Origin of the sequence: Spirosoma spitsbergense DSM 19989 (assembly GCF_000374085.1) — a bacterium.
Taxonomy (GTDB): Bacteria; Bacteroidota; Bacteroidia; order Cytophagales; family Spirosomataceae; genus Spirosoma; species Spirosoma spitsbergense.
The window spans coordinates 40965-62602 of the sequence record NZ_KB893499.1 but is presented as its reverse complement, the minus strand read 5'-3'; the positions used below and the strand labels follow the sequence as shown (position 1 = coordinate 62602).

The 21638-nt window shown below is 52.1% G+C and carries 17 protein-coding genes and 1 pseudogene; 11 read left to right on the top strand and 7 right to left on the bottom strand.

The genetic code is table 11. The features are described from left to right. Positions 1–117 precede the first annotated feature (117 nt). The 5 genes and pseudogenes from nhaD (at position 118) to B157_RS38250 (ending at position 5182) form a co-directional block, all read left to right on the top strand. Positions 118–1413: a sodium:proton antiporter NhaD gene (nhaD, locus tag B157_RS0111715; RefSeq protein WP_020603516.1), complete on the top strand. Its 1296-nt coding sequence runs from the start codon at positions 118–120 to the stop codon at positions 1411–1413. Between the two features lie 77 nt (positions 1414–1490). Then, positions 1491–2201 carry a hypothetical protein gene (locus tag B157_RS0111710; protein WP_020603515.1) on the top strand — a complete coding sequence of 237 codons (711 nt, stop codon included), beginning with the start codon at positions 1491–1493 and terminating at the stop codon, positions 2199–2201. A 25-nt stretch (positions 2202–2226) separates the two neighbouring features. Next, positions 2227–3404, top strand: a pseudogene (locus B157_RS35140) (tyrosine-type recombinase/integrase). Between the two features lie 45 nt (positions 3405–3449). Then, positions 3450–3641 carry a hypothetical protein gene (locus B157_RS38255; RefSeq protein ID WP_020603512.1) on the top strand — a complete coding sequence of 64 codons (192 nt, stop codon included), beginning with the start codon at positions 3450–3452 and terminating at the stop codon, positions 3639–3641. Positions 3642–4969: 1328 nt separating this feature from the next. Beyond that, positions 4970–5182, top strand: coding sequence for a hypothetical protein (locus tag B157_RS38250; protein WP_157618403.1), 213 nt, complete (start codon positions 4970–4972; stop codon positions 5180–5182). Here the strand turns inward: B157_RS38250 and B157_RS0111685 are convergent. Continuing rightward, positions 5156–6448 carry a 3-phosphoshikimate 1-carboxyvinyltransferase gene (locus tag B157_RS0111685; RefSeq protein WP_020603510.1) on the bottom strand — a complete coding sequence of 431 codons (1293 nt, stop codon included), beginning with the start codon at positions 6446–6448 and terminating at the stop codon, positions 5156–5158. The two genes, B157_RS38250 and B157_RS0111685, sit on opposite strands and share 27 nt — an antisense overlap. 185 nt (positions 6449–6633) lie before the next feature. On the opposite strand from B157_RS0111685, the gene nagA reads away from it, so the two are divergent. The 3 genes from nagA to B157_RS0111665 all read left to right on the top strand — a co-directional run bounded on the left by nagA (position 6634) and on the right by B157_RS0111665 (position 11974). Next, entirely contained in the window at positions 6634–7785 is a 1152-nt protein-coding gene (nagA, locus tag B157_RS0111675; RefSeq protein WP_020603508.1) for an N-acetylglucosamine-6-phosphate deacetylase, read from the top strand. A 428-nt stretch (positions 7786–8213) separates the two neighbouring features. Continuing rightward, positions 8214–11204, top strand: a complete 2991-nt coding sequence (locus B157_RS0111670) for a TonB-dependent receptor (RefSeq protein ID WP_020603507.1) — start codon at positions 8214–8216, stop codon at positions 11202–11204. A 101-nt stretch (positions 11205–11305) separates the two neighbouring features. Next, positions 11306–11974: a Uma2 family endonuclease gene (locus B157_RS0111665; RefSeq protein ID WP_020603506.1), complete on the top strand. Its 669-nt coding sequence runs from the start codon at positions 11306–11308 to the stop codon at positions 11972–11974. Here the strand turns inward: B157_RS0111665 and ribD are convergent, their stop codons facing one another. Further along, positions 11975–13021, bottom strand: a complete 1047-nt coding sequence (gene ribD / locus B157_RS0111660) for a bifunctional diaminohydroxyphosphoribosylaminopyrimidine deaminase/5-amino-6-(5-phosphoribosylamino)uracil reductase RibD (protein WP_020603505.1) — start codon at positions 13019–13021, stop codon at positions 11975–11977. Positions 13022–13158: 137 nt separating this feature from the next. Here ribD and prmC point away from each other — a divergent pair, with 137 nt between their 5' ends. From prmC to msrB, 3 genes are all read left to right on the top strand, one after another. Next, positions 13159–14007 carry a peptide chain release factor N(5)-glutamine methyltransferase gene (gene prmC, locus B157_RS0111650; protein WP_020603503.1) on the top strand — a complete coding sequence of 283 codons (849 nt, stop codon included), beginning with the start codon at positions 13159–13161 and terminating at the stop codon, positions 14005–14007. 158 nt (positions 14008–14165) lie between these two features. After that, entirely contained in the window at positions 14166–15143 is a 978-nt protein-coding gene (locus B157_RS0111645; protein WP_020603502.1) for an AAA family ATPase, read from the top strand. A gap of 59 nt (positions 15144–15202) precedes the next feature. Beyond that, the gene (gene msrB, locus B157_RS0111640) at positions 15203–15712 is read left to right on the top strand and encodes a peptide-methionine (R)-S-oxide reductase MsrB (protein ID WP_020603501.1); all 510 of its coding nucleotides are present in this window, start codon (positions 15203–15205) and stop codon (positions 15710–15712) included. Positions 15713–15718: 6 nt separating this feature from the next. Here msrB and B157_RS0111635 read toward each other — a convergent pair whose 3' ends face one another. From B157_RS0111635 to B157_RS0111615, 5 genes are all read right to left on the bottom strand, one after another. Next, positions 15719–16324, bottom strand: coding sequence for a Uma2 family endonuclease (locus tag B157_RS0111635; RefSeq protein WP_020603500.1), 606 nt, complete (start codon positions 16322–16324; stop codon positions 15719–15721). Between the two features lie 34 nt (positions 16325–16358). Next, the gene (locus B157_RS0111630; protein ID WP_020603499.1) at positions 16359–18014 is read right to left on the bottom strand and encodes an MBOAT family O-acyltransferase; all 1656 of its coding nucleotides are present in this window, start codon (positions 18012–18014) and stop codon (positions 16359–16361) included. Further along, positions 18004–18999, bottom strand: a complete 996-nt coding sequence (locus B157_RS0111625) for a glycosyltransferase family 2 protein (protein WP_041952054.1) — start codon at positions 18997–18999, stop codon at positions 18004–18006. Before B157_RS0111625 ends, B157_RS0111630 begins: the two co-directional genes overlap by 11 nt. A gap of 71 nt (positions 19000–19070) precedes the next feature. Then, entirely contained in the window at positions 19071–20798 is a 1728-nt protein-coding gene (locus B157_RS0111620) for a hypothetical protein (RefSeq protein ID WP_026308641.1), read from the bottom strand. A 97-nt stretch (positions 20799–20895) separates the two neighbouring features. Beyond that, positions 20896–21636: a dolichyl-phosphate beta-glucosyltransferase gene (locus B157_RS0111615; protein ID WP_063881392.1), complete on the bottom strand. Its 741-nt coding sequence runs from the start codon at positions 21634–21636 to the stop codon at positions 20896–20898. Positions 21637–21638: the final 2 nt, after the last annotated feature.

Below are 21638 nucleotides of genomic sequence, written 5' to 3'. Positions count from 1 at the left end.
TAACAGGAATTAGCCAGAAATTACTCACCCGCCACCAGAATTAACCCCGGGGGCGGTTTATTTTTCATTACGCTGAGCCGGTATCTCCCAATAGCCCGGCGCAATTATCGTATGTCTATGCTTATACTGCTTACGCTTATCTTCATTGCCGGTTATGTACTGATTACCGTTGAACACTCCATTAAAATCAACAAAACAGCTACGGCACTCATGACCGGTGTTGTTTGCTGGGCTGCCTATGCCCTGCTGGGGGGTGACAAAGAAACCATTGGTCACCAGCTGGAGCACCACCTGACCGACTCGGCCGAAATCCTTTTCTTCCTCATGGGGGCTATGGCCGTAGTAGAATTGATCGATGTACACGATGGCTTTACCCTCATTACCGACCGCATTGCCAGCCGGAATATCCGTACACTGCTATGGGTGATTAGTTTGCTGACGTTTTTTATGTCGGCGCTGCTGGACAACCTCACCACCTCCATTGTGATGATAACGGTGATCCGTAAACTGATTCGTGATCTGGAAGACCGGCGGATTATGGCCGGTATGATTATCCTGGCGGCCAACTCTGGTGGAGCCTGGTCGCCAATTGGCGATATCAGCACGACCATGCTTTGGATAGGAGGGCAAATTTCCGCCTTTCATATCATCAGTACCATGCTGTTGCCCAGTCTGGTATCATTGCTGGTGCCGCTGGCCATACTGACCCGCGTGTATAAACCCCAGCCGTTACCCCCCATCCCGCCCGAATACCTTGGCCCCAGCCGCCCGTATGTTACGCCCATCACCCGCCGGGACCGGCGCACGATGCTGGCCATCGGGCTGGGCGGTATGCTGTTCGTCCCTATCTTCAAAACGGTCACGCACCTGCCGCCGTACATGGGCATGATGATGGTGCTGGGCCTGATCTGGGTCGCTTCCGAAGTCATTCACAGCGACAAAGACGAAGCGCAGCGCAAGAAATTTACGGCCTCTTACGCCCTGAGTCGTATCGACACGCCTAGCATTCTGTTCTTTCTGGGTATCCTGCTGGCCGTTGGCTCCCTGGAAGCAACGGGTGTGCTGCGCGGACTGGCCGATGCGCTGAGCCGGGCGGTGGGTAACCTGGATACCATTGTCCTGCTCATCGGTATCGTATCCGCCGTGGTCGACAACGTGCCCATCGTGGCCGCGTCGATGGGTATGTACGATTTGCAAACGTACCCGGTGGATAGTAAACTCTGGACGTTTATGGCCTACTGTGCCGGTACGGGCGGGAGTTTGCTGCTCATCGGGTCGGCTGCGGGCGTGGCCGTGATGGGTATGGAAAAGATGGCGTTTGGCTGGTACCTGCGCAAAATAAGCTGGCTGGCACTGATTGGCTACCTGGCGGGTGCGGGGGTCTACCTGGCGGGCTTTTCGCTATTTCAGTAGGGTAATTGTCAGTGGTGTAAAACCCCTTGCTGATTGCTGGCTGAACAACTATATTTAGCGAAAAAATAACAAAAAATATGAAAAAAATGGGATTGATCGTCGGCCTGCTCCTAACCATGGGGCAGTGGGCTATGGCCCAGTCGACACCAACGGCTGATGAGATAGTGGCTACCTACATTGCCGCCATTGGTGGGAAAGACGCCCTCATGAAGGTTACGGACATGACGACCAACATGTCGGCCGAAATGAACGGAAACGCCATTATCGTGACGCGCAAACAGAAGATGCCCGCTATGTTTTCGATGGTGATCAATGCCAATGGGATGGAGGTGATGAAACAAACCGGCGATGGCATCAAGGTTGCTATGGGCGGTATGCAGGGCAGTCGCACGCTCGATGGGTCGGCCGCCCAGCAAATGACCCTCATGAACACCCTGTTCCCCGAACTGCACTACGCGGAGAATGGGGTGAAAACCACGCTCGTCGGCCCCGAAAAAGTGGACGGGAAAGACACCTGGAAACTCAGCCACACCACCGCCGACGGAGCCGCCACCTGGACCGATAATTTCGATGCTGCCACGGGGCTGAAAGTGCAGTCTGTGTCCACTTCGAAAGGGCCTCAGGGCGAAATGAAGAACACCATGGTGTATTCGGATTACAAAGACACGGCTGGCATCAAGTTCCCGATGACCATCGTGCAGCAGTCGCCCCGTGGCCCCATGACCATGGCGGTCGATAACGTGAAGATCAACAAAGGCCTGAAAGATTCGGATTTCACGGTGAAGTAAGGCGGAGCAGGTTAACTAACGTACTATGATAACCGTTCGCATCGACGAAAAAGACCCTGCTCTACTGGCCGTTTATTTCCCCATTGATACGCTGGGCAACGACCTGGTACGCAACGTACCTGGTCGCCGTTTTAGCTACACCCGCAAAGGCTGGGTTGTTCCCAACACGCGGGAATCGGTGGTGAAAATCGGGCAGCTATTTGGCAAAGACCACTGCCGGTTCGATGAAGCCGTTGTGCGACTTTACAAACCGGCTGCTACCCCCGCCGAACTGGAACAGGCAGTGAACCCAGCCTGGCCCCCGGCTGTCAAACGCAGCGTAGCTACCCATCCAAAGCCGTTTCGATACACTCCGCCCACACGTGAGTACGATAAACACCCCGTCATTGTAGCGATCACCAACGCGCTCCGGGTGCAGCAGTACAGTTACAAGACCCTCAAAAACTATAAACAGGCCCTGATTACTCTAATCCGTTACGCCGGGGCAAAACCACTTGACCAGCTTACCAAACCCGACTATCAGAAATACCTGCTGTTTCTCATCAACCGGAAAAAGTTGAGCAGTTCAACCATCAACGTCCATATAAACTCGTATAAGTTCTATTGCGAGAAAGTATTACAACGCGACAAAGAGTTCTATGATATTCAGTATCCCCGACAGCCCGTAAAACTTCCCACTGTGTATAGCATGGCCGAAGTAAAAGCCATTTTCAGGGCCACAACCAGTTTGAAATACCGGACGTTGTTTCAACTCGTGTACGCGACTGGACTGCGCCTAAGCGAGGTAGCTCACCTGAAGCTAACCGACCTTGACCGAAACCGGAGGCTGGTTAACGTGCGCAGTGGTAAAGGCAAGAAAGATCCGTTATGTTGACCGATAAACTCGAAGCGGCCATCGGCGAGTACCAGACCTACTATAAACCCAAAACGTTTCTGTTTGAAGACCCCGAAACGGGCGAACCCATTGCCAATCGGACCATTCAACAGGTGTATAGCGACGCGGTTCACTTTGCCGAAATCAACAAGAAAGGCGGCATTCACACCCTGCGACATAGCTTCGCCACTCATTTATTAGAATCAGGCACCGATATTCGCTACACCCAGGCATTGTTGGGCCACGAAAGCATCCTGACCACCATGCGCTACACACACGTGACGGCAAACAAGATCAGTACGATCAAATCACCGTTGGATGATTTGTAGCGGCCTAACGTAAGAATTTTGTTACTCCCCATCGGGTTCATTTGTATGACGACGCAGCAGTGGCCGCAATCGGGCGAGGCTGTAAAACCGCCCTTTCAACGAATATCCCTGGGTATAGTGTACTACGATTCGTTTGTTTTTACGGATGGCCCCTCTCGAATCGTAACGATACAACTGATTGTCGGCCCCAAAAAAGTAGTCCGGGAACCCATCTATATTCCAAACACGACCGATTAATAAAGTGACTGCAATTTTTTTTGGCATACCACTTGTGGAACAGGGTGAATTATGTATTCTTGTCCTAAGACAAGTAAACGGGCCGTAAATATAGGCTTGCTTACTGAATTAAACCTTAATTACTTGAATTTCAGAATATTAAGGTTTAATGGACTTGCGCACAATAGTATGTTGTCCGAGATGCCCCCTACCTGTCTCACTTCGGGGCTATTTGTGGGGGTTGGGGAGAGGGTCTAAGTATACTTAGACCCTCTCCCCAACCCCCACAAATGGGCACCCTGGCCGCATCAGCCCATCCTCCGGACTGGATGGGTGTAAACGGCCCGTATCGTCAGGTCGAGCCGGGGGACCGTCGGGACAACAAAAACAAGGGTGAAAAGGGCGGAACTTGAGTAGTTAACCGGACTTGCTTACGGCCCATCAGCCCTTGTTGGAGTTGTCTGAGATGCCCCCTACCTGCCTCGCTATGGGGCTATTTGTAAGTCGGTGGGGAAGCCTATAAGTATACTTATAGGCTTCCCCACCGACTTACAAATGGGCACCCCACCGTTTCAGCCCATCCTTTTTGGGGATGGGTGTAAACGGACCGCAGCGTCAGGTCGAGCCGGGGGACCGTCAGGACAACTTCGCAAGGGTGTAAAGGCTCTGGGTCGGGTTGGTGCAGGTTTAGTAGACTTTTGAGCCGGAGCCTTTCAGCCCTTGCCGGCATTGGGTGCAGTGACAAGGCTGTTACTCGCACTTTCAGGTTTCGTGCGACAAGCAGCGCGGCTCGTAAGGCAGGTTTAGGCTTCCATTTTCAGGCCACCTGCGACAAGGGAAACGCCCCGTTGGGCAGACTTTTAAAAAATTAGGCGGGTCGCGTCCGACAGGGCAAAAGCCCCGGTTAGGGTAGTTAGTCAAAGAGGTTAATGCTTTCGTTATAGCATTTAAATTTCTCTCTATCAGCACTTTCTGGTGTTAGGAAAAAACAAAACTTATCAATTTTAAACCTTTAACAATCAAAAAAATGAAGAGATTTAAGGACTTTATCCTGAGAAAGAAGAATTATATTTTTGTAATTCTCTTTTTGGTTCAAGGTTGTCAAATTCTGGTACAGAAAAGCGAAATTGATGACCTTAGAGCAAATGTCCTGTATTCTTCAAGTTATGATTTTAGTTCTCTTAAATCCGATGTCAGTTCTCTCAAGTCTGATGTTAGTTCTGTTAAATCTGATGTTAGCAGTTTGCGTTCAAAAGTTAATTATGGATATTGAATACATTTACATTACTGATTTGCAAGCGGATTTTGTGCGTTGTTGGGCTTCGCACTCAACCTAAAAAAGCGGATTCGTGCGTTGCTATTCGCTCCGCGTGGCCGTGTCGCGGGCGACAGGTGGGCCGCCCCTGTTCGGGCCGACAGCCCAACCGGGCGTGTGTGTAAAGGTTCGCTTCGCTCACCATCACTACACGCGGTCGTTGGGTGGCCCTGTCCTCCTCCCGGACCGCGTAGAGTACCCAAAACGGGCAACACCGCTGTCAGGATGGATGCTGGGTTTCTTCTGATGAAAACTCCACCGTTGCTACCCTTGCCATGTCATCCCAGAAGCTGGGATAGGATTTGGCCACAACGCCCGGTTCCTCAATGATGATTTCCTGACGCATGGCTACCGGGGCAAAAGCCATCGCCATCCGGTGGTCGTCGTAGGTAGCAATGGTAGCAGGAGCACTGGGCTTTGTGCCCGTCTGACGAACCTCGTAGCGGTGATTCGGTTCGATTTCAACCAGTTCGGCACCAATCTTCTGCAACTCGGTCTGTAAGGCCAGTACCCGGTCGGTCTCCTTTATTTTGAGGCTCTCGATGCCCGTCAGGCGTAGGGTAATGCCTTTCATGGCGGCACAAACGGCCACCGTCTGCGCCAGGTCGGGGCAGTCCGTAAAGTCCCAGGCCAGAGAGTCACTGGTAGGGCACTTGGTCAGTCGAACGCCCGCTTCGGTAAAGGTACTTTGGACGCCGAACGCCTGCATCAGGTCGGCAATCGCGCTGTCGCCCTGTAAGGATTTGGCTTTCAGGCCCAGCAGCGTGATTTCAGCGGTTTCGTCTTTCGCTAAAGCGGATACGCTGTACCAGTAACTTGCTCCCGACCAGTCGGATTCGATGGCGTAGGCGGCAGGTATGTAGGGTTGCGGGGCTACCACAATGGTTTTGCTGTCCCAGTTGGCCTGCACATCGGCCCCAAAAAAGCGCATTTGCTCCATCGTCATCTCGATATAAGGCCGCGATCCGATAGGTCCAACCAGCTCCAGGGTGATACCGTTGGGCAACAGCGGGGCAATCATGAGCAGGGCCGAAATATACTGGCTGCTTACATCGCCCCGTATGCTGATCTGGTTATTGCCAGATGCCGAGAAGCCGTTGAGCTGCAGGGGTGGGTAGCCCTCTTCCTTTAGATATGTAATGTCGGCACCGAGGGTGCGTAGCGCATCGACCAGAATACCGATGGGCCGTTCGCACATGCGGTGCGTGCCGGTCATTGTTTTCTGCTGGCCCGGCGTGGATTCGCCGGTAACAGCGAAGTAGGCCGTCAGAAACCGCATGGTCGTACCCGCGTCCAGCACGTCGGCCACCGGGTCGGTGGAGTTGAGCAGTCGAATCATCGTCTGCGTATCGCGGGCGGTAGACAGGTTTTTCAGGTCGCACCGGAAACCGGTCAGCGCGTCGATAATAAGGGCGCGGTTGCTTTCACTTTTCGACGAGGCCAATGGAATGGTAGCCTGAATAAGACCGGGCTGGGTGAGCGTGGCTGGGGGCAGTAAACGGACGGAAGACAACAGTTTGTAGTTTATGGTTTTCGGTTTATGGTTTTCGGTTCGGTACCGGTCATAACAATGAAACCCGTTGAACCGTATACCGAAAACTGTAAACCGATACAGTTAGAGTTCGCAAAAAAACGAAATTACTGGTAGATTTCGGCCATTTTACTCGTATCAACAAGCAGGCTTCCTGTTTCAATTGCATGATTTACTATACTAACGCCACCGTTTTTACCGGCGAAGAGTGGCTAACTGGCGCGTCTGTACGCGTGGCCAATGGCCGCATACAGGAGGTGACCACAACACCCATAACGACCCAGGAAACAACGGTGATCGACCTGGAAGGAGATTATCTGATTCCGGGACTAATTGATTTACAGCTTTATGGTGGTTCGGATTTGTTTCTGAACGACAAACCCACACCCGAAACGGTCCGGCATATCTACGATACCCACGCCCGAAACGGTACGACTACACTGTTGCCTACCATTCACTCTACCTCACTGGCCGTGATGCAGCAGTCGATGGCGGCCGTGCAGGTGGTGCGGGCAGAAAATCAATTCGGTGTACCCGGTATTCATGTAGAAGGACCATATTTTAACCCGATAAAACGTGGGGCGCACAGTATGGCGTACGTGCGTATACCCGCCGAAGGTGAGTTGGAAAGCCTATTCAGCAGCAACGCCGATGTTATCCGTATTCTGACGCTGGCCCCCGAAATATTGAATCCGGGTCAACTGGATACGATCAACCGATTAAAACACCCGAACACACTATTGTCGCTTGGCCACAGTAACGCCACGTATCAACAGGCTACGGACGCTTTCAACGGGGGAATGCCACTGGCGACGCACCTGTACAATGCCATGCGCGGTTTTGAGAGTCGCGAGCCGGGGGTTGTCGGGGCCGTTTTTGACCATCCAACGGTTCGGGCCAGCATCATTGCCGATAGTTATCACTGCAATCCCACCAGCATTCGTATTGCCTACCGATTGCTGGGGGAACGACTGTTTCTGATTTCGGATTCGTTGTTTGCCAACCCGCCCCGCCCCGAATTTACTTTGGAACAGTTCGTGGTACACTTTGAACCCGATATGAATGGACCCGGTCGGTACGTCAACAACGAAGGAAATCTGGCGGGTTCGGCCATTACGCTGATTGACTGCGTCCGAATCGCCGTTGAGCAGGCCGGTATTCCGCTCAGGAATGCCCTGCGGATGGCATCGCTTATTCCGGCGGAAATAATTGGTCTGGATGACCAGCTGGGCCGAATAAGACCGGGCTACGTCGCTAATCTGGTCCGGCTCGATAAGTCCCTGCATACGAAGGGCGTATGGACTTCACCGCTTCATTAAGCTGCTTCTCTTTCGATTGTACGCCTGCCCCCTGCCAATCCTTTCAGGCTTCCAGGGAGTAGGCGTACAATCGTTTTTACCCCTTTTTTTGTCATAAATAGTATATATAAATTTTTATGTTGTATTAATTCGACAATACGGTATAATATTCTTTATTATAGTTTGATAGCGTTATTATAGTTGGGATATTTGAAAAAGTACAACAGAATAATACGTTCAGATCGTGCGCACGATTTCTGTCGGGAGTTAGGATAAGTAGAAAGCAGGTAACCAAAAAGTAGAATCGGCGAAAGCGGTTACCGACATAGTTTCAACACATGCTTTGCGTATTCTTCACAGGCCCGTAAAATGCCTGACAGGTAGCTTATTGCCCTATTTTTTAGTGCCAGTACCCGTAAAAAATCAACTCACTAACGCCATGAAACCTCATGAAAAAATCAGTACGTATTCTGTACGCGGGAGTTACTCTCCTGGTATTATGCTTTACACATCCGCTACTTGCCCAGCAGCGAATCATTACAGGGCGCGTAACAGCGCAGGACGACAATACCCCCATTTCAGGCGTCAACGTAGTGCTGAAAGGAACCAACACGGGAGCCAGTACGGATGCTGACGGGCAGTACAAAGTAACGGTACCGGAGAAAGGTGGCGACCTGACTTTTTCGTTCATTGGCTATGCCACGCGGGAAGTAGCGCTCGGTAGTTCGTCTATCCTGAACGTTACCCTGATTTCCGACACCAAGCAGCTAGCTGAACTGGTTGTTATAGGGTCGCGCAACAGCAGCCGTACCAAACTCGACACGCCTGCACCGGTAGACGTTATTTCGGTATCGAAATTGTCGCAAACGATGCCCCAGACGGAACTGTCGCAGTTGCTGAAACAGATTGCTCCCTCGTTCAACTCGCTGAAAGTGCCGGGAGCTGATCTGGCATCGCACGTGGATGCAGTACAACTGCGTAATCAACCGCCTAACCAAACGTTGGTGCTGCTGAACGGTAAACGGCGGCATACATCCTCGCTGCTGCTCGTTGCCAATAATTCGGGTCCATCCACTACGGTCGATATGCGGACTATTCCGTTGGCCGCCGTCGAGAAAGTGGAAATCCTGCGCGACGGGGCTGCCGCTCAGTACGGTTCTGATGCCATTGCGGGGGTGGTGAACATGGAGCTGAAAAAGAGCGTCGGGGTATTTACGGGCATGTATAACACGGGCCTCTATGCCAATGTCGGGCTGGCGAAGAATAACGATATCGACAAGTTCGGGACAGATGGTCGCCTGCAGCAGTTTATGGGCAACTACGGTTTTGCCCTGGGCGATAAGGGTGGCTTTATCAACCTGACGTTTGAACTGAGCAAGCAGGGGAGTACCAGCAGGGTGCCCAAAGGCGGCTACAGTGGCGTGGTGTTCGATGATACCTATCTGAACAATACCCGTAAAACGGCTGATGGCGTTCAGATTATCACCAATCCTGAAATCCTGGCCCGGCCCGATGATGCATCGCTTCGTACGGACAAAGGCTTACAGGCCGCTCGTGGACTGACGCCCAAAAGCTTTGAGATGATCAACGGGCTGAGCAAAGTGGACAACGGCACCATCTTTATGAACATGGGTATTCCATTGAGCGCGAACGGGGCTGAGTTTTACGCCTTTGGTGGATTGAACTACCGGAATACGCTGAGCGGCTGTTACTACCGGTTCCCGCGTCAGCAGGACCGTTTCCTGAATGATTTGTACCCCAATGGTTTTCTGCCCCAGTTGACTTCAAACGTTTCCGATAAATCGCTGACGACGGGGATTCGCGGTCGGGCGGGCGGTTTCGATATCGACTTCAGCAACACCTTTGGTTCGAGCAAGTTTGCCTATGGCATGGTCAATACCATGAACGCTTCTTACGGCCCGGCAACGCCCACCACCATGCGCCTGGGCGATAATAACTTTACCCAGAACACCACGAATATTGCGCTGAGTCGCCTGTATAGCGAGCCAATAAACGGCGTACTGAAAAGTATGAACGTGGCGTTCGGCGCCGAAATGCGGGTCGAAAATTACCAGATTGTGGCGGGGCAGACGGAGTCCTACACGAAAGGCACGTACGGTACGTTCACCGCTCCCGAAGATAATTTTAACTACACCCAGCGCGTCAACAAAGATGTGAAGTCGGAGAAAGCCATTACTAACGCCGATGGCACAACCAGCACTACCTACGTAGACCTGATTATTCCCTACCGGGGTGGTACGGTAGACATTAAAGGCTATTCGCCCAACTGTCAGTGTTTCCGGGGTTTTGCGCCCGACCAGGCTACCAGTGCTTTCCGGTCGGTAATGGCCGCCTACGCCGATCTGGAGCTGGATATCACGGATAAATTTATGATTGGGCTGGCGGGTCGGTACGAAAACTACAGCGATTTCGGGAATGTACTGACGGGGAAATTTGCTACGCGGTATTCGGTGATTCCGGGCGTATTTGCCGTACGGGGTTCCATCAGTACCGGTTTCCGGGCACCCAGTTTGCAGGAGTTATTTTACGCCCAGACCTCTACGGGTTTCACGCCGGGTGGCGTACCGTTCGACCAGGGGTACTTTACCAACAGCAGCACAGCCGCCAAGGCACTGGGCATTCCGAAGCTGAAACAGGAGCGTTCGACCAACATCAGTTTCGGGATGACCTCGCAACTCGCCCCCGGCCTGGAAGTAACCGCCGATGCGTATTACATCAAAATTCGTGATAAGATTATTCAGACGGGCGGCTTCTCGGGTAGTGACATTGGCGGTAGCCTGAAAAGTATCATTACCCCCGATGGTATTGCGCAGTTCTTTACCAATGCGGCCGATGTAGAAACGAAAGGTATCGATCTGGTGGCCAACTACCGCACCCGTATCGGGACTGCCCAGCTTACGTACTCGCTGGCGGCTAACTGGAACATGGTCGCTTTCACCCGCGTCTATCCGGCAACCCTGAACATTGGTGCCGATAATCAACTACCTACAGACCCCACCATTCGGGCGCAGTACCTGTCGGATATTTACCTGAACCGCAACTCGCGGGGGAGCTTTGAGCACGGAAGCCCCCGACAGAAATACATCGGGTCTGTGGTCTATCAGAAGAATAAATTTTCGGCCATGGCGCGGGCTATCTACTACGGCGCGGTCCAGTACTACAGCAACTACCACGAAACGGACGATATCACCTCACCCTTTGCTGATTACAACCTGTCGGCCAAAGCGACGCTGGATTTGAGTGTGGGCTATCAGGTATTGAAAGCCCTGCGGATTTCGGTGGGTGGTGATAACGTGACCAACACCTACCCAACCAAAACCCGCCCCGACCTGACGGATTCCGGTCGGTTTGCGTACGACAATTACCAGATGGGTTTTCAGGGCGCTTATTATTACGCCCGGATGAACATCCAGTTTTAGTATGCTGTCTGACCTCCATCCATATCCCGTAGCAGGCACCAGGCCTGCTACGGGATGTTTGATAATATAGCTGTATATTAGCTAGCCACAACCACGCGTTAATGCCCCACACCCTTGTTGAGACGATTTTAGAGTACCCGGATGCTTTTTTGATTATGCAGAAAATCCAGGCGGCACTACATAAAGAACGGGAAAACCGACAGGCTTTCTACGAGGATGTCACGGATGAATTCAAGGTTGAATTTATCAATGGCGAACTGGTCATGCACTCACCGGTTAAAAAGATGCACAATGAAGGAACTGGATTCTTATACCAATTGCTGAATGTCTATGTTCGTAAACACAAACTGGGCTTCGTTGGTATCGAAAAAATCATGACAGCGCTGACGCGGAATGATTATGAACCGGATATCTGCTATTTCAACCGTAGTAAAGCGGATAATTTCGACCCGAAACAGACCTTATTTCCGGCCCCTGATTTGGTGATTGAAGTGCTTTCAGACGGTACTGCCAAGCGCGACAGGGGGGTGAAATTTGACGATTATCAGGCGCATGGCGTTGAAGAGTACTGGATTGTCGATACCGATGAATCCTTCATCGAGCAATACCATCTGGTGAACGGGAACTATCAGTTGGTTCTGAAGGCCTCCGAAGGAAACATACACAGTTTTGCACTTCCGGGATTTGTTATACCTATCCAGGCAACTTTCGACGAAGATGTCAACATGCAGACGATGGTAGCCATTCTGCAGAGCAGCTCTCCACTTTAGTTAGTATCGGTACATACTCAGTTCATCTTCGCCCACCATTTCCCGGCTCATTAGTCTTCCTTCCACCCTGGGAGCTACCACGGCGGTCCGACTTTTGCCCAGCATCATCGGGCTGCGAAGCACGCGCATCTCATCCCAAAGTCCGGTATCCATAAACGCCTGTAGTACCGTTGTCCCGCCTTCTACCAGAACCGACTGGATTTTGCTCTGATGGAGCTCCGTCAACGATTGCGCGAGTGAGTCGGTGAATACGTACGTAAGATTCGGGCGTTCTGGAAGGGCTGCTTTCTGTTGTCGATGAAAGACGATAGTTGGCTGGGAACCATCGAATAAATGTAGGTTGGGGGGAAGCGAGAGGTCTCTATCGAAAACGATACGTACCGGATCCCTGTCGATAGGCCAGAGCCGCACATTCAGGCGGGGGTTGTCCATGCGGGCGGTGTTGGTACCCACCATAATGGCGTCTTCTTCGCTGCGCCACTTATGAACCAGACGGCGCGCCAACGGGCCACTGATCTGGATGGGTTGCCCGCCTTCGCCGGACAGGTACCCATCCGTCGTTTCGGCCCATTTCAGGATGATATAAGGCCTTCTTTGCTCGATGAACGTAAAGAAGCGTGCGTTCAGCTCCCGACCTTCTTTGGCTAAAACACCCGTTTCTACGGAGATGCCAGCCGCCCGAAGTTTGGCAAAACCCTGTCCCGATACTAGTGGATTAGGGTCATCATTACAGCAGATGACGTGTTTCACCCGGTTTTCGATGAGTAAATCAGCGCACGGGGGCGTTTTTCCCCAGTGTGAACAGGGTTCAAGTGTGACATAAACGGTAGCTTCCGGCAATAGATGCGTATCTTGGGGACGAACCGAGCGGATGGCATTCACTTCGGCGTGCCAGTCGCCGTACTGCTTATGCCAGCCTTCGCCAATGATGCGCGGTTCCCGCCCTTCAGGATGGTGAACAATCACGCAGCCGACCATGGGATTGGGACTAACGCTGCCCCGGCCAAGGGTGGCTAGTTCGAGGGCACGGAGCATGAATGGATTCATTGTTTGTCGTTTTCGGTAGTCAGTTTCCGGTTTACAGTGGTTTCGCTCCGGCTTCCCAGCCTGCTGAAAACCATAAACCGAAAACCGAATACCACAAACTTCTTTAGTTTTACGCAAAATTACTCGACCACAATCAAATGGCTACAGCCAAACCTCTTTACGAACGAATCAGCCGGAATATTACTGCCTATTCACCCGAAGAAGCACGGGAAATGGCGTTTATGCTGCTCGACCACTATTTCGGTCTGCGGAAAACGGATATTTTAACCGATAAGCCCCTGCCACCAAATCGTACGGAACCCGACTGGTTTAAGATACTCGAGCGGCTGAACCGGCAGGAACCGATTCAACACGTGATCGGCACCACTATTTTTTGCGGACTGGAGTTCGATGTATCACCCGACGTACTGATTCCCCGGCCCGAAACGGAAGACCTGGTCCGGCTCATCATGCACGATTTTGCCGACCGTACCGACGATGTGCCCATTCTGGATATTGGTACGGGCAGCGGGTGTATTGCCATTACGCTGGCCCGGTTCCTGCCTCAGTCGGTGGTGACGGGCTGGGATGTTTCCCCGAAAGCCCTTGACCTGGCCCGGCACAACGCCGTCAATTTGAAGGGAGCGGTAACATTCGCCATTCAGGATATCCTGAACGTATCGCCCGATTTCAACAACCGGTTTGATTGTGTGGTGAGCAATCCACCCTACGTCACCCGGTCCGAAGCGCTTGATATGGACCGGAATGTACTTGACTACGAACCTGGTCTGGCGTTGTTTGTGGAAGATAATGACCCGCTGGTTTTTTACAAAGCGGTGGCCGATTTCTGTACGAACCATCTGACCAGAAACGGTGCCTGTTATGTTGAGATAAACGAGCGATTTGGCGAGGCTACCCGGCAGGTATTTGCCGAACGGGGATTCACTAAAATTCAGGTGTATAAAGATATTCACGGCAAGGACCGAAGCATCCGGGCGACGTTTTGAAAAGTCATTCGTTGTCATTAGAATTCACCAACCGTCATTGAGTTGCTATTTTTTGTGTAAAGCTCCATGAGCACCACCACAAGGCGGATAGCCAATGACCAAAAATGATAATGAATGACTGCCAAATGACCAGTAATGACTATAAATGACAACGAATAATGCAATCGACAACCACCTTTTCCTACCACACAAAAATCCGTGAGGTATTTGCCGAGATGAGCCAGGTTGTGGTGGGGCAGGATCGGTTGCTCAATCGGCTGCTTATTGGGTTGTTTACGGGCGGACATATCCTGCTCGAAGGGGTACCCGGTCTGGCCAAAACACTGACCATCAATACGCTGGCCAAAGTGCTGGAACTGGACTTTCAGCGCATTCAGTTCACCCCCGACCTGTTGCCCGCCGACCTGATTGGAACGATGATTTTCAACCAGAAAACGGCCGAGTTCGAAGTAAAACAGGGTCCTATTTTTGCTAACCTGATTCTGGCCGACGAGGTGAACCGCTCACCGGCTAAAGTACAGGCTGCCCTGCTCGAAGCCATGCAGGAAAAGCAGGTGACCATTGGCGAGGAAACGTTTATGCTCGACCGGCCCTTTCTGGTACTGGCCACCCAAAACCCGGTAGAGCAGGAGGGAACCTACCCACTGCCCGAAGCGCAGGTAGACCGGTTCATGATGAAAGTTTTTGTCGATTACCTGAGCAAAGAGGATGAACTGACTGTAATGCGACGTATGTCGAACATGAATTTCGAATATGAAGTGCGTCCTGTTTTAGGGAAGGAAGAACTGGTGGCAATTCGGGATGAAATTAACGGCATTACCATTTCAGAAACCCTGGAACGATACATCATAGAGCTCGTTTTTGCCACCCGCCGGCCCATGGAGTATAACTTCCGCGATGAGGCCCGCTACATCCAGTTTGGGGTATCGCCCCGCGCCAGTATCAACCTGAATCTGGCGGCCAAAGCCCTGGCCTACTTCGACCGGCGCGATTATGTGTTGCCCGAAGACATCAAGGAACTGGCCCCGGATGTGTTCAATCATCGCATTATGCTCAATTACGAAGCCGAAGCCGATGGCGTTACCACCCTGCAGGTTATTGATTCCATCCTGCGGAAAGTACCGATTGGCCGCTAACCGCTGGCGAACGGTAGACTGCGCTCTGTTGTTTTACTACAAAAAAGCAGTGTACACGCATGAAACCAACCCTGGTATTTATAGTATTGGCTACCCTCCTGGGTGGAGGGCTATGGCTCTACGGCACCTACATAGCGAAGCCGCGCCCCCCGCATCGTCGGCCGGCGGGGGCTACGTCGCCCGGCAATCGGCGGGTTGAGAAAACGGATGCGGAGTGGAAAGCGCTCCTGACGGGCTCGCAGTATAACATTGCCCGGCGTAACGGCACCGAATGGCCAAACAGCAGTGACCTGACGCACGAACATCGACGGGGAGTATATACCTGCGTGAGTTGCCGGAATCCCCTTTTCTCCTCCGAAACCAAGTTTGAGTCCTATACGGGCTGGCCCAGTTTCTACGCGCCCATCGTACCCAACGCTGTCTATACCGAACCGGATGGCGGGCGAACAGAAGTGCGCTGTTCGGTGTGTGATGCCCACCTGGGGCACGTGTTCAACGACGGGCCCGACCCTACCGGCTTACGGTATTGCATGAATGGCGTAGCAATGGCGTTTGTGGAAAAGAAGTGAGGATAGTTACAGAGTCAGTTCAAATCCAGCCAGCACTTCTTCACCGGACAGCGTCGTATTGAACGGAACGATTTGGATTTCCCCGTTAGCCCGGAATATATGGGTAGTCTCGGTTTTGGGGTCAATGAGCCAGGCTAAGCGGCAACCGTTTGCCATCCAGACTTCCTGCATTTTCTTTTTGGCACTGTTCAGCGAATCGCTGGGGGATACTAATTCAATGATGAAATCGGGGCAAACGGGCGGAAACTTCTCCTGCTCCCCATCCGTCAGAGCATCCCATCGTTCCCGGCTAATCCAGGCCACGTCTGGTGAACGGGTACTGCCATCGGGTAAGAAAAATGCAGTCGACGAATCGAAAACTATGCCTGATTTTGTCTGACGATTCCAAATAATGACATCAGCATTCAGTTCGGAATTACGCATTCCGGTTTTTCCTCCTGTATTGGGCATAACATCAATGGTTCCGTCGGCGCTACGCTCGAACTTATAGGTGGGGTTTTCCTGACAAAAGACATAAAAATCATCCAGCGTCTGGATTTGAGGCACCCGAAACGAGATATGGTCCGATTTGCTGACAGGTGCCGACGGAGCGGGAGCAGTGAGAGTCGCCATGTGTCTGGAGATTGGTTAAGTCAAATATACCACATCAGAACTGAAAATAGATGAACTGATTGGCCGAGAAAACCCCGAACAGGTACGTCAGGAAGGTGATTAGACCAAACAGCACCACAAAGCGAGCCGTACTTCGGGTAGGGATGGTGAGGTAGAAATATTCTTTCAGCATCAGGAAGGCAATCAGGAAAAGGCAGAATCCCATTTCGACCGAATTCATGGGGCTGGCGAGGGTATCCCTGAACGAGAATGTGCCAATTCTTCCTAGAATCAACAGCGCATCACTCAGGCTGTGCGCGCGGAAAAATACCCACGTCAGCATAATCAGCACAAACGTAAAGAGTGTGTTCCCTATCACGAGTAGGGTCGATTTTGGGTTCACTGCCAGGCGGGGGTTTCCGGGCCTGGCCTGTGTCGAAACGGGGCTGTAGGTGGCCGGATGAGGAGGGCTGCCGGGTTGGGCCGAAACGGGACCCCGATCCGGAAATTCGGCTCCCGGATGCACGTTGCCGGATGAAGCCGAAACAGGGCGTAGTGCCGGTGTAACCGAAAAACCCAGTCGTACCAGCAGTTTATCGCGCAGAACGGCCATAACCTGATAGAGGCCGTTCAGGCCACCCCAAATAACGTACGTCCAGTTGGGTCCGTGCCATAAACCACTGGCCAGAAAAACGATGAGCATATTCAGGTACTGCCGAAAAGGCCCTTTCCGGTTGCCACCCAGTGGTATGTACAGATAATCCCGAAACCAGGTGGAGAGCGAAATGTGCCAGCGTCGCCAGAATTCCGATACGGACTGGGCAATATAGGGTGTCCGGAAGTTTTCCATGAGCGTGAAGCCCATCACCCGTGCCGCTCCAATGGCTACGTCGGAGTAGCCCGAAAAATCGCAGTAAATCTGGAACGTGTAGAAAAATGTGGCTGCCAGCAGTGTCATGCCGTTTTGCTGCGACGGGTCGCCATACGCATAGTCCACGAGCATGGACAGGCGGTCGGCAATAACAAGCTTTTTGAACAGGCCAAACGCCATCTGCATCAGGCCCGCCTTTACATTCTCTTTATCGTATTTAAAGTAGGAGTGAAACTGCCAGAGTACATTTTGTGGTCGTTCGATAGGGCCCGCTACCAGCTGTGGGTAGAACATGACGTAGAGGGCGTAGATACCAAAGTGTCGCTCGGCTTTTTGGTTGCCCCGGTACACCTCGATGGTATAACTCATGGCCTGAAACGTGTGGAAGGACAGGCCGACGGGCAAAATGCTCTTGTTGTCTTTGAAGGAAGAAATGCCACTTTCGCCGAACAGGTGCAATACCTTGATGAACAGCCGGTTTCCCAGACTAAATACCTGGTCGGCAACGGTGGGCATACCAATCTGTTCAAATAACCACGTTACATTTTCGGTAAAGAAGCCCAGGTATTTGAAAAAAGCCAGAATACCGATGTTGGAAATCAGAGACAGAATCAGCAGCCACCGGCGGGTTTTTCCGGTTGATTTTTCAATCCAGATACCGGCTATGTAGTCAATAATGATGGTCAGAAAGAGAATAACGATGTATTCCGGCTTAAGAACCATGTAGAAGTAGCAACTGGCTACCAACAGCAAAATCCATCGCCCCCGCCACTTCAGGCTAAAGTAACTCAGGGTAACGACGATAAAGAACAGTAAAAACTGAAGCGAGTTAAACAGCATTCTCAGATGATTTCGGGCTATTCTGCCCCTGTAGCGATTGACGTTGCTGCTGCTGAATGACTTCTCTGATTACATAAAGTGGACGACCTTTTGCCTGAAAGAATATTCGCAGTACGTATTCCCCAATTAGTCCCAGAGCAATCAGTTGAATACCACTGAACAGAATAATGAAAAACAGCAGGGCCGTAAAACCCTGTGGTACATCGTTATAAATGAACCGCTTGATGAGCGTCTGAATCAAATACAAGCCTGCTATGCCCAATGTAAACATGCCCAGCCGGGTAATAATTTTGACTGGATATTCACTAAAATTGAAAATTCCATTGTAGGCCAGCCCCTGGAGCATCTTGAACGAATATTTTGATTCACCGTCCAGGCGGGCATCCCGTTCATATTCTACGCCTGTTTGCCTGAATCCAATCCAACTCCGCATCCCCCGGATAAACCGGCTCTCTTCGGGCATTTGATTCAGCACATCGGCCACACGGCGGCTGATAAGCGAGAAATCACCACTATCTAATGGAATATCGACGTAGGAAATAGCGCGCATGAACCGATAAAAAGCAGCGTAGGCAGTACGCTTAAACCAGTTCTCTTTTCGCTTCTTCCGAACCGCGTACACCACATCATACCCTTCCTGGTATTTTTGATAAAATTCGGTGAGCAATTCGGGGGGGTCCTGCAAATCGCCGTCGATGATAAAGAGTGCTTCGCTGGCGCGGGCGGCTGCAATACCGGCGGTAAGGGCAATTTGGTGGCCGTAGTTTCTGGCCAGAAATACGCAATGATACCGGCTGTCAGTAAGTGCTACCTGTTGCATAAGCAGGGGGGTGCTGTCGCGGCTGCCGTCGTCAACCAGAACAACTTCAATGGAAAGAGATGATGTTTCCATCACCTTATTCAGTCGGACAACTAAGCGCGGAAACGACTCGGTTTCATTATAGAGGGGGGCGATAATGGAAATCTGCGGTTCTGGCAAAACGATATAAAACGAACGGTTGAAAACGGACAAAAGTACGTTTTTTTGGCTTTTAGGTCGCACTTGAGGCCGGTTTCTTACGGAATCGTTATTTGCCGGTTACTGAAACGAACGGGTTTAATTGAACCCGGCAGTGTTAGTATACCCACCTTGTAAGTTCCAGGGGCTAAAACGGGATTGATTACCTCCGCCCAGATCGTTTTGACGGGCCGTCCCAAATAAAAGGCACTGGGCCGGAAACCCGATTCTGAGGGGAACAGGTAGGTGCGCTGCGCTGACTGGACAACTACGGCGGCATTCGTAACGGGCTGTGGCAACGCGTCAAGGCCCGTTTCTACGATGTAACTATATCCTCCTCCAGTCATGCGCAAATCCAGGGTGGGGTCAATGCTAGCTAGCGTCGATGCTGATGGACTCAGGGCTGCTTCGTACGGCGTAAAATACCCATCAGGGTAGTGATACATGTTGCGGCCAACAGCATCCCGCATCACCCGCCGAACCATCGTGGCGAAGGCGGACCCCCATTGGGGACCGAGGCCAATATCATTATGCTTCTGGTTGTAGGAAAACGTCAGAAGCATGTGCCTGCGCTGGGCGACCTGGGGCCAGTGTAATCCATACGATACGACCCAGACAACAAAGCTCAACACCAGTCCAATACGCATCCATCGGTTCAGGCTGTGCTGCGGGCGTAGTTCACTAAGGCCGTTCAGGTAAACAAGCGACGTGAGCAGGGCCGGATAGATCATGTAGTTGCTGACCAGCATGACCTCGTAACCAAATCGGGGTCGTAGAAAAGCGACAATGAACGCATTGATGAACAGGAAGGCGTAGCTGCCCGTGAAAAAATACCGACGGCGCTGCTGGGTCATATCGAACGACCGTTGCCGCGACCAGAGCGGCCAGTTCATACGCCATAAAAACCAAAGCACGGCAGGCACCAGCACCAGCCCGAACAGGGTAGGCATAATGCTGCGCCTGACGATGTCATTTACGGGTACAAAATCGAGCAGCGCCCCAACGAAGGTAAAAAAGGCTGCTACAACAATGTGGGGCGATTGCAGGAAAAAAGCAACGCTGCTGTCGTTCCCCTGTGCATTCGGGAAATCGTGGAAGTAAAAAATGATGGTGGCGATACCGATGCCAACCCACAGGGTAAGGCGTTTCCAGTGCTGCGCCAGCACCAGCACCAGGGCACCCGCCACCCAGCCAAACAGGCCATTGCTCATGGAGAGCGATGCCAGCATCTGTACCGCCAGCGCACCCATAAACCGGTACTGCCCCTCTCCGGACAACAGGTAGATGGCCAGCAGGATGAGAAAGACAGCCACGCCATGCTGCAGACCCGTTAAGGCCCATAAACTGGTGAGGTAGTACTGGGGTTGCCAGAAAATAAGACAGACGGGCAGAAAAGCCAGCAGCGGCAGATTCATGGACCGGAACACCCGGTAGAACAGCGCAAACGTACCCAACAGAAAGCCAAAGGCAACGAAAATAAGCCAGCGGAAGTTAACCTGGCCCGTTAGTGCCTGCATAAGCACGGTGGTGAGTTTGGCCGTCAGGATCCGGTGTTCGTTGTTGGGACGGAGCAGCCAGTCTATCTTTTCGGCCAGCGTTGTCGCATCGCTGTAGCCCAGAATAAAGCTAAAAAATGCATCCATATCGTCAACCCAGGGCACATTCACCGCATAGGTCAACACTAAAACGACGTAGCAGATGATAGGCACGGCAACCAGCACGGGAGCCAGACGACTTAAGCCGTTCAGGAGAGTGTATCTGGTAGACGAAACAGCGGAACTCAACATAAATCTCTAAACAGTTATGGGCTGCGCTTCCTGAGCAAGGCTATTCGCCTTAAAGCCAGTCAGCTGGTTCTGGATCAGTTGCGAAACAATAGCCTCGTCAACCGGCCTTACGGTAGGTTTGATGAATACGGTATAACTCATACCACATCTTGAACATATACGTAGGGCTAATGCGCGAGTCACTTTGCTCGATCCACTGCTTGAGCGGTACTTCAGCCGCGTGAATCGGAACGGTAGCCCGTCCATGCTGCCGGATAAGCCGGGCCAGCAATTCGACATCGAATAGCCACGGGCTGATGAACGGCTCGTTGAACAACCCGGTTACTACGCCCCGCCGGAAGAGCTTGGCTCCACACTGGGTATCGTACACGGGCAGCTTAAGAATATTACTGATAAAGGTGGCAATGACGCGACCCACGTAGTGCCGGAACGGGTCCCGCCGGATGTCGGCCCCCAGAAATTTAATGCGCGATCCCATGACCAGGTCGAGCATCGGTTTCTGGTCGAGCACCATCTGTAAATCGCCAATCGCATCGAGGGGCGTAGCCAGATCGGCGTCCAGATAGCCGAGGTAATCGAACACCTGGTCGGAACAGTGCAGCATTCCGGCCCGCACAGCCCCGGCTTTACCCTGGTTACTGGCCAGGGTCAGCACCTCAATCTGACTGGGATACTGCCGCTGTAAACGCTCCAGCACAGCCTGGGTATCGTCGCGGCTCCCGTCGTTCACGAAACACAGCTGCACCGATGGAACCCGGTTCAGATACGCAATAAACGCATCGGCCGGAAGTCGGTTTGCTTCGTTGTAACACGGGATAATCATGCAGACTGACGACATTC